Source organism: Parazoarcus communis SWub3 = DSM 12120, from assembly GCF_003226565.1.
GTDB classification, from domain to species: Bacteria; Pseudomonadota; Gammaproteobacteria; order Burkholderiales; family Rhodocyclaceae; genus Parazoarcus; species Parazoarcus communis.
This window is the reverse complement of the sequence record NZ_QKOE01000052.1, coordinates 1-2675: the sequence shown is the minus strand read 5'-3', so window position 1 is coordinate 2675 and position 2675 is coordinate 1. Positions and strand designations below refer to the sequence as shown.

3 protein-coding genes and 1 pseudogene are annotated in these 2675 nt (G+C 63.2%); 1 reads left to right on the top strand and 3 read right to left on the bottom strand.

The window, feature by feature from the left end; all coding sequences use genetic code 11:
• The coding region (locus DNK49_RS22825; protein WP_133255158.1) for an RHS repeat domain-containing protein at nucleotides 1-1099 on the bottom strand (1099 nt) is incomplete at its 3' end.
• 94 nt (nucleotides 1100-1193) lie between these two features.
• Between DNK49_RS22825 and DNK49_RS22820 the strand changes: the two are divergent.
• Nucleotides 1194-1301: pseudogene (locus tag DNK49_RS22820) on the top strand (transposase domain-containing protein); the annotation flags it as partial.
• Between the two features lie 36 nt (nucleotides 1302-1337).
• Here DNK49_RS22820 and DNK49_RS22815 read toward each other — a convergent pair.
• Entirely contained in the window at nucleotides 1338-1922 is a 585-nt protein-coding gene (locus DNK49_RS22815) for a hypothetical protein (RefSeq protein ID WP_133255157.1), read from the bottom strand.
• Nucleotides 1923-1929: 7 nt separating this feature from the next.
• A partial coding sequence (locus DNK49_RS22810; RefSeq protein ID WP_133255156.1) for an RHS repeat-associated core domain-containing protein occupies nucleotides 1930-2675 on the bottom strand: 746 nt, incomplete at its 5' end.

Below are 2675 nucleotides of genomic sequence, written 5' to 3'. Positions count from 1 at the left end.
GGTTGGTCGTGCCCAGTTCCTTGATCGCGCTCGGACGGTTGAGCGCGTCGTAGGTGGTGGTGACGTAGAAGCTGGTCTCGGGCCAGGTCAGACGGGTGCGGTTGCCCGCTGCGTCGTACTGGTAGGCGAGCGTCTTGCCGCCGGCGGTGGTGCTGGTCAGGCGCCCAGCCGCATCCCACACGTAGGCCACGGTGTGGCTGTTGTCGGCGTACCTGGCCTGGGTGCGACGGCCCAGCAGGTCGTAGGCGAAGGCGACGTTGTCCGCGGCCGTGGGGTAGCTGCGGCTGGTCAGGCGGTGCAGGTTGTCGTAGGCGAAGGTGACCGTCTCGCCACTGCGCTTCCTGTGGCTCGTGAGGCTGCCGACGGCGTTGTAGCCGTACTGCTCGTAGTCGGTGGTCGATGAGGTGCCAACCGTGGTGGGGTGCGGGTAGCGCAGCTTCACCCGGCGGTCGTGGCCATCGTACTCGTAGGTGGTGCGGTTGCCTTTGGCGTCGGTCAGCGTGACCGGCAGGCCGTTGGCGCTGTAGGTGGTGGTGGCGTAGGTTTGTGCCAGCGCCGTGCCGACCGCCCGCTTGACCTGGTGCACGCTGTCGTCGGCGTTGTACACCGTCTCGGTGACCCGGTTGCCGCCCTGCGCCGCGGGGAGCGCCTCGGTGACGCGCATCAGGCGGTCGAGGTCGTCGTAGGCGTAGTCGGTGACCGCGACCGGGGCGGCGGCTGTCGGGCAGGTGGTGGCCGCGGCCGTTACCGCCGGGCCCCAGGCCTTCAGAAGCTTGCCGGTGGCGGTGTAGCTGCGGCAGCTGACCAGCCATTGTGTGCCCAGCTGGGCCGCCGTGCGGATGAGCCGGCCGTCGTTGTCATAGCCAAAGCGCGTCTGCTTGCCCAGCGCGTCGGTCGTCTGCGTGATGCGGCGCTGCGCATCGAAGGCGTACGTGGTGGTGTCGGTGACGTCCGTGCGCGGGCCGTTGACCTGGGTGAGGTTGCCCACCCCGTCGTAGGTGAAGGCGGTGGTGAGGTTGAGCTTGCCCGTGCCCGCGTCAGCCACGACCGTTTGCGGGACGTACTTGTTGGCCGTGTTGTACGTGGTGGTGGTGACCACCGTGCCGCTGGCGGTGTAGTCAGGCGCACCACGGTCCGGTCATTTCCCCAAACCGTGGTGCGTCCCCTATTTCCTGCTTCTATTTCCTGCTTTCGAGCCCTTTGCGTATCTGAAGGACGTGCTCGAATGGCTACCGACGCAGCCTTACAGCCGGATCGGGGCGTTGCTGCCGCATCGCTGGCAACCGAGCCACAGCGCCTGAGCGAAACGGCAAGACGGGTTCGCCGGGCGCTTACCTTCAATCGCGCCGAATAGTCCAGATCAGATAGCTCTCCCCATCGTAAACGCCGCTAACAAGGCAACTGGAGTCCGACAACAGATCGGCCAGCCGTTCATAGCTGCGGGCAGGACCTGTTGTGCAAAACATGAGGAAGTGCCAAGAAAGCGTATTCTTCGATACAAAGCTAGCGAGGTCCTCGGTTGCCAGAAGCGCTGCCTCCCGCACGTACAAAAGTTGCCCCTCCACTACCTGGAACGGCCCGTCACTCGTTGGCACTTCGTCGGGCCGCTTCAGAGGCTCATGAACGTAGTAAGTTTGCAGACCGGGCTCGCAGGCAAGTGCACCTGCCAACGCATCCGAGTTGCAGCGAACTTCAGCCACTGCGTAGCCCGCGCGAGCGGAACGTAGGCCTTTCGGGTTAAGTCCCCCCTCGGCAAATCGGTATAGCCGATCAATAGGGATCGACGCTTCGGCTAGTACGTTGCAGGCTCCTATTCGGAGAAGTTGGGAGATAACAAGTGAATTGAAACCGGCCGTATCGAGTGCGGCCAACAGTACGGGCATTGCTCGTTCGACTTCAAGAGGGCGCAATACAGGGTTCATGCCATCCTCACTTTGGTTTAACTGTGCCATCGGGGAAGACTCGCCATCCCGGTGGCGTTCTGCCTCGATCGGTGAAGTCCCAATGCGGACCGACCGGTGCCGGATGGTTCAAATCAGGATGAACGCTCTGATCAGGGTTCGTTGGGTTGACATACCCGCCCTTCTCGCCACCCTGTGGTGGCTTTCCGCGCCATTCCCAGTCCTTTCCGTCGCTTCCTTTTGGAGGTTTCGAAGGGTCGCTCCAGTCAACGTTGGGAATTTCGCCGGGAGCGGGAGGTTGTGTTGCACTGTTTGCCCCTTCATTAAATATTACCCCCCTCCCCAGCGTATTCCAAATCAAGACCGGCAACGAACCGGGCAGGGTTACATTCTCGAAACCGCTTGGCGCACGCGTGGGCGGAATATAGAACAACGCGTCCAGATCCCCCTGCCCCGCCATGCCCGGAATCCCAGATACCGGCGGTGCGATCGGACGCGGCGGGAGTACACCACTGCAAGCTGGGCCGCACGCCAATAGGATCGCCTCCTCGCGCGACAACCCCGTCGGATCACTGAAGTTGACCGGGTTGTTCCCCACATACGCATACAGGTTCAGATCATCGGCCGTACCGATCGGGTCCGTCTGCAGGAAGCGCCCGAGTGCCGGCGAGTAGAACCGTGCCTTGTAGTAGTACAGGTTCAGCTCGCCCAGGTACTGCTGCCCCGTGTACCGGAACCGCGCACCGGTGGTGACGTTGGGCTCCCCGTACGGGC

Excerpts from the sequence above, each read along its gene's own strand:
- DNK49_RS22815 (WP_133255157.1), bottom strand. The coding sequence starts at position 1,922 with ATGAACCCTGTATTGCGCCCTCTTGAAGTCGAACGAGCAATGCCCGTA.